At 70.2% G+C, this 6041-nt stretch carries 5 protein-coding genes and 1 pseudogene; 2 read left to right on the top strand and 4 right to left on the bottom strand.

Going from position 1 to position 6041, the window contains the following annotated elements:
• From P3T29_RS32215 to P3T29_RS32205, 3 genes and pseudogenes are all read right to left on the bottom strand, one after another.
• Nucleotides 1-355, bottom strand: a pseudogene (locus P3T29_RS32215) (IS1380 family transposase); the annotation flags it as partial.
• Between the two features lie 398 nt (nucleotides 356-753).
• Nucleotides 754-1437 (bottom strand): VC0807 family protein, encoded by a 684-nt coding sequence (locus tag P3T29_RS32210; RefSeq protein WP_280720229.1) that lies wholly within the window; start codon nucleotides 1435-1437, stop codon nucleotides 754-756.
• Nucleotides 1434-1580, bottom strand: a complete 147-nt coding sequence (locus P3T29_RS32205) for a hypothetical protein (protein ID WP_280720228.1) — start codon at nucleotides 1578-1580, stop codon at nucleotides 1434-1436. The genes P3T29_RS32210 and P3T29_RS32205 overlap by 4 nt, the downstream gene beginning before the upstream one ends.
• A 464-nt stretch (nucleotides 1581-2044) precedes the next feature.
• Here P3T29_RS32205 and P3T29_RS32200 point away from each other — a divergent pair, with 464 nt between their 5' ends.
• Both P3T29_RS32200 and P3T29_RS32195 read left to right on the top strand, forming a co-directional pair.
• Nucleotides 2045-3088: a hypothetical protein gene (locus tag P3T29_RS32200; protein WP_280720227.1), complete on the top strand. Its 1044-nt coding sequence runs from the start codon at nucleotides 2045-2047 to the stop codon at nucleotides 3086-3088.
• A 463-nt stretch (nucleotides 3089-3551) separates the two neighbouring features.
• Nucleotides 3552-4112, top strand: a complete 561-nt coding sequence (locus P3T29_RS32195) for a histidine phosphatase family protein (protein WP_280720226.1) — start codon at nucleotides 3552-3554, stop codon at nucleotides 4110-4112.
• 138 nt (nucleotides 4113-4250) lie between these two features.
• On the opposite strand, the gene P3T29_RS32190 is transcribed toward P3T29_RS32195, so the two are convergent.
• Nucleotides 4251-5438 (bottom strand): sulfotransferase, encoded by a 1188-nt coding sequence (locus P3T29_RS32190; protein ID WP_280720225.1) that lies wholly within the window; start codon nucleotides 5436-5438, stop codon nucleotides 4251-4253.
• Between the last annotated feature and the right edge of the window lie 603 nt (nucleotides 5439-6041).

The raw sequence follows: 6041 nt of genomic DNA, 5'->3' as shown, positions 1-6041 counted from the left end.
GCACCGCGTGGAGCTGCCGGTTGTGGCCGTGCGTGAAGGCGCGCAGGAAGGTGCCCAGCGTCGAAGGCGCGCGCACCCCGCCGGACAGCAGGCGCGTCGCGCCGTGCCGCAACCGGTCGGTGTCGTCGATGGAGTCCGCCCCGGCGCACATCGCCGCGATCAGCGTCATCGCCTTCGCACCCGGGTGGGCGCCGGCGCTGTTGTCGGCGCCTTCGATGCGCAGCCTGTCGCCGACCAGGGCGGGCAGGCCGGCGCGCTCGGCCAGGCGGACCAGCGGGACCAGCCCCGCGTCCGCGAGCAGATTCGGCTCGTCGAACACGAGGGAGACGGCCGAGACAGCGTGAGATGATTGCACTTACGAGATGCCTTGCTGATTGTGCGTGGTGGAGCCTAGAGAACTCCCATCATCGCAGGTCGCAAGGCATCTCTTCGTTCTGCGGAACCTCCCCGGCAGCGATCACCCGGTGGATCCGGGCTGAGTGATGACGAAAGGCCCGTCCCCGTTCTGAGACCACACCTGGTCCCCGAACCCGACCTTACGGCCGTCCTTCGTACGGAATATCGACGCCATGAGCCATGGATACCACCTCCTCTGCCCCGAGGCTGATGGAATCGTGGATCTCACTGGTGCACCTCGAACCGTCGTCACCCCTACTTCCTCGCGCGGCAATCAGCCTGAAGCTACTTCAGTTGACCTCCTAAGGATCCGTCTTGGACCTTGATCACAATGGATGCAGGTTCAGACACAGGTACTCAGGCCTGGGTGGAGGGGTCCGCCGGGACCGTGCGGGGGGCGGTCCCGGCGGTGATCCGCCACAGGCCGGAGACCTCGTAGTAGACGCCGTTCACGACCTGCAGCAGAACCAGCGTGACCGGCCACAGCAGCGCCCCGAGCCCGGGTACGGAGTCCGGCGGCAGCGTGTAGGCCATCGTGATCCGAGCGGCGGCGTCCGCGAGCATGGCGGCGCCCCAGATCACCGTGGACACCCGCCAGATCCGGCGGAAGGCCGGTTCGCGTTCCCACAGCGTGTCCCACGAGGTGCCGTCGGAGCGGAACCGACCCTCCAGGAACGGCCGGCCGCCCAGGAACGCCATCGGTCGCGGTCCCCACGCCGACGCCAGGAACCACAGGCCGGCGAAGGCCGTCACCCAACCGTCCTTCGCCAGCATGAACCGGGTGCTCCCGCTGACCAACGAGGCCGCGACCCCCAGCAGCATCACCACTGCCACGAAGGACCCCAACCCGTCCAGTCGGCGCCTCCGCACCCACTGCACACCCGTACTGCAGGCGGGCACCACCGCGCCCGCGAGCAGCGCGGCGAACGTGCTCACACCCGCCCCGCGCAGCCCGTAGAAGAGCGCGGTCGGCGCCACCACGTCCCAGAGCAGGTTCAGCAGGAGGCGCCGGTTGCCGGGGCGTGCGCCCGGGCCGGTCACGGTTCCCGCCCGGTGACGAGCTCGGCCGGCGTCGTGACCTCGCGGGTGTACTCCGCCAGGCTCAGGCGTAGTGGGCTCAGGCGCGGCGGGTGGGTCATCCGCACGACTGCCGCGTCGATCGCGGACTTCGGAGTGAGTGCCATCAGAACGGAGTCGAACCGGCGGAACTCCCCGCTGTCCTGGTAGCACCGTTCATCACTCGCATGATTAATTCCTTCCTCGGCCGGGTAACGGGTAAACCCACCGGGGAAGGTCGCGGCGCCCGCTGCGGTGAGGCGCCTTGGACTCCGGCAGCTCGGCCGGCCGCTGCGGTCAGCTCTGCGCCGCCGGCAAGATCGGAACCAGTCGCGCTGACGAGACTCTGGCGCAGTCTTTGACTGTACGTCATCATGAGCTGTCGCCGCAGACCGTGGTGATCCCGAGCTGCGGGTGGCGCGCTGCCGCCCGCCTGGCGAACCGTGCAACCGGCCAGGCCACGTGTGTTCGTGGGCCTGGTCGCTTCCGACCCCCACGCCTGCACGGAAGGACCATCCCTCAGATGCCTCGTCTCAACCGGGCCATATCTTCGCGTTCCGCCAAGACCGCTGCCCTCGCTGCGGCCTCCTCGTTGGCCCTGGTCACCGGGTTGTTCGCCGGCAGCGGCCTGGCCCAGGCCGACAGCGCCGCCACCCCGGCCGCCGGCCACGCCTACCGGCACGGTGCGGTGCCGAAGCTGGACCCGGCGACCGGCCGTGCCGTCACCCTGCCCGGCACCGCCACCACGTCCGCCGCGAACCTCGCCTACGGCGGCGCCATCGACGGCATCGGCGTCACCACCGGGGCCCCCAAGGTCTACGTGATCTACTGGGGTGCCCAGTGGGGCAAGGCCAGCACGGACAGCCACGGACTGGTCCACCTGGCCGGTGACAAGTCCGGTATGGCGCCCGACCAGCAGTCCTTCTTCAAGGGCCTGGGCACCGGCGGCGAGACCTGGTCCGGTGTCATGACCCAGTACTGCCAGGGCGTCGCGACCGGCGCCCAGACCTGCCCGTCCACCGCCGCGCACGTCGGTCACCCGACCACCGCCGGTGCGCTGGCCGGCGTCTGGGAGGACACCTCGGCCGTCCCGGCCGCAGCCTCCGGGCACCAGATCGCGCTTGAGGCGATCAAGGCGGCCAAGCACTTCGCCAACACCACCGCGGCGAAGAACCGCAACGCCCAGTACGTGATCACCTTCCCGACCGGCACCAACCCGGACAACTACCAGAGCCAGGGTTTCTGCGCCTGGCACGACTACAACGGTGACACGACGCTCTCCGGCGGCGCGGCCACCTCCCCGTACGGGGACATCGCGTTCACCAACATGCCCTACCTGACGGACGCGGGCGCGAGCTGCGGGCAGGGCTTCGTCAACTCCCCGGGAACGCTGGACGGTGTGACCATCGTCGGCGGCCACGAGTACGCCGAGACGATCACCGACCAGAACCCGGCGGGTGGTTGGACCTCCTCAAACGGCTCGGAGAACGGTGACCTCTGCGCCTGGATCTCCTCCGGCCAGGGCGCTTCGCAGAACATCACGCTGGGCACGGGCAAGTTCGCGGTCCAGTCGACCTGGGCCAACGACTTCAACAACGGCGCCGGCGGCTGCGAGGCCTCGCACCCGGTCCACTGACCGCAGCGGTGAGCTGAGACGCTGTCAGGGCCGTACGCCGAGGTGGCGTACGGCCCTGACAGCGTTCGGCCGGCCGGGCGGCCCGACGGCGGTGGTGGCGGTGGCGGTGATCTCGTGCTGGATTCGACGTTGTGTGCCCGCTGTTGCCGGAAGCGTCACCAGCAGTGCCGCGCCGATTGAAGTTGCGCCGGGCGACGTTGAGTTGAGCAAGGACGTGCCTGCTTGCTGCAGCTGCAGCCGGGTGCCGGGTCGGCCCTCGGGGCGATGCCCCCGCATGCTTGCGGGGGCATCGTCGATGGGGGAATGCTTCGGGGGAATGCTTCGGGGGAAGTCGAGGAGTTCGCCCGAGGAATTCGCCGCCCAGCGCCGTGAACGCGCACGCATCCGCAGCGAGAAGGGCTTGCGCTGGTACGGGCGCGCTCTCGCGGGCGCAGCCTGACCCGCCAGGAGACCGGGAGCCCTGATGGCAGTAGAGATCGTCTGCGAGACGCACGCCACCACCACCGACAACGAGGCCGGTATCGCCACCGGCTGGCTCCCGGGTGAACTCTCGGAGCTGGGCCGCCGCCAGGCCCGTGAACTGGGCGAGCGCCGACCGGGCGACGGCTTCGCGGCCGTGTTCGTCTCCGACCTGCACCGGGCCGTCCGGACGGCCCGGATCGCGTTCCCCGACGCCCCGCCTCCTATCTACCAGGACATCCGACTGCGTGAGTGCAACTACGGTGATCTCAACGGAAGCCCGATGCCTCTCGTCGCCGCTCAGCGAGCCCGGCGCATCGACGAGCCGTTCCCCGGCGGCCAGAGCTACCGTCAGGTCGTCGGAGCAACCGACGCGTTCCTCCACGACCTCGCCGCCGGATGGGACGGCAGCAGAATTCTGGTGATCGCCCACTCGGCCAACCGATGGGCACTGGAACACCTGCTCGCCGGAAGACCGTTGGAAGACGTGCTCGACGCGCCGCCCGCGTGGCGCCCGGGCTGGTACTACACGCTGCCGGCCGACCGGCCCGCCTCACCCCGGTGAACCTGTGCGGTCAGAGCACCGGGCCCGGAGTCACCGCCGTTGGCACGCTGACGAAGATCTGGATCGGCGTACGTCGCAGAAGTGCTCCAGCAGGTCCGGCCCTTGCGGGCCGGCCCGAGCAACAGCCGGCCCGGGCGGTCAGGCCCGGTCCACCTCGGCCCGGAGCGTGTTGTAGTCGGTGAAGGCCGACTCGATGTCGGCGCGGGTCAGGCCGTAGCGCGTCAGGTCGTAGCTGTGGGGGCGGGTGCCCTTGCGGCGGGCGGTGACGTCGGGGAGCCGGGTGGCGTCGGCGTCGGTCCACCGGGCGCCGATGGACTCGTAGAGCTTCGGGGCGCCCGAGGCCGGGTCGTGCCCGAGCCAGGAGTACGGGACGTCCACCAGCGCCTCCCGGGGGATCGAGGTCCGGGCCGCGAGGCCCCGCGCCATGGAGCGGCTCAGCAGTTCGAGCCAGGTGGCGCCGATGCCGTGCAGGTCGATGGGACGGACGGTGATGGCCATGCCGTGCTCGACCAGGCTGCAGAACGACGCCACGACGGCGACCGGGTCGCGGTGGGTCCACACGATCGTGGCGTCGGGGAAGACAGTGCGCAGCGCGTCGAGGTTCTCGAGGTGCATGGGGGACTTCAGCACCCAGCGGCGGCGGGGGCGGCCGTACTGGAGCACCTGGAAGACCTGCTTGAGGTGGCGGTAGTCGGGGACGAAGTCCCGCTCGTAGTGCCAGGCCTGGTACTCGGGCATGCGGGCCTGGGACAGCGGCATCACGGTGTGCGGAAGGGCGAAGGTGCACTCGTCGGGGCCCTCGGCGTGGAGGGGGTGGATGTCGCGGAAGCGCGGGGCGAACAGGTCAATTCCGCCGACCATCCGACGCGCTGCGGTGACGGCCTTCTGCCGCTGCCCGGGCGGCACGTCCAGGTCGGGGGTGAGCAACTCCCAGAGCAGCGGACATCGGTGCTCGTCCGAGAGGGACAGCACGCCGTGGGTGAGCGTGGTGGCCGTGCGCGGCAGGCCCACCACGAACACCGGCTGCTCGACGGGCTCCCGTTCGATCGCGGGGTGTTCGGCGATCAGCCGCCGGATCCGGGTCCGGTTTGTGAGATGCCTGCGGACGTGAGCCTGTGCGGACACCCAGCCGACCGGAGTGAGGTTCTCGTCGCCCGCCCAGTGGCGCAACAGGAACCGGAAGTCGTCGACGAACCGCTGGTCCCCGTCCGCCTGCCCGGTCGTGGCGACCAGCCGGTCGAAGGTCCGGTCGGGGACGCGACGGGAGCCGAAGCCCGGCCGGAGCAGCAGATTGGCCAGGGTGAGGGCGAGGGGGGCGGACGACACGGGGTCAGGTTCCTTCCGTAGGCGGGCGGACGGGGAGCGCGTGGCGGGTGTCTCGTCGAACCGGCTTTCTGTGTCCAAGAGTTGACGAAGGCTGCCCACCCTGCCGACCCGGCAACCTTCCTCCGCCCGGCGGCCGCCCGAGATTCCGGTGCGTCGGCTGACGATCTTGTAGGTGTGCTGGTCAGTGATGCCCACGAGGTCGCATGGTGGGTGAAAGGCTCGCGGGAACCGAGGATTTGGCGCGCCGATCGGGCAGGACGCCTGGGCAGAGCACCGGCCGACGCGTGAGCGTCACCGGGTGAACTGCGGGTCCGATATGCCTTCCGGCCAGGTTGCGGCCTTGATCGCCGATCTCCGGCCCTGCCCGGGCGGCGGAGGCCGGCGGGCCGCCGTCCGGTCCCGGGGGTGCGGCAGCATCGGTGTCACCGTCGCTGAGGTAGCGGTTGAGGGAGTCGGCCAGCCGCCGCAGCGGGTCCAGGTCGGACTTGTTGGGTGGTGGGTGCTTCTTCGAAGGGTGCAGATCTAATGAGGGCTCTGGCGATCAAGCCGCTGGTATGAGCGCGTCGCGGTATCGGGCCTGGTGGTTGCGGTTGAACTCCTGCT

The organism is Kitasatospora sp. MAP5-34, from assembly GCF_029894335.1.
In the GTDB taxonomy this organism is placed as follows: Bacteria; Actinomycetota; Actinomycetes; order Streptomycetales; family Streptomycetaceae; genus Kitasatospora.
The sequence above is the reverse complement of the archived record's forward strand: the minus strand, read 5'-3'. Positions and strand labels throughout refer to the sequence as shown.

What these genes read in the sequence shown, in the direction of transcription:
- P3T29_RS32205 (WP_280720228.1), bottom strand. Translation starts at nt 1,580, where the DNA reads ATGGCACTCACTCCGAAGTCCGCGATCGACGCGGCAGTCGTGCGGATG.
- P3T29_RS32195 (WP_280720226.1), top strand. Translation starts at nt 3,552, where the DNA reads ATGGCAGTAGAGATCGTCTGCGAGACGCACGCCACCACCACCGACAAC.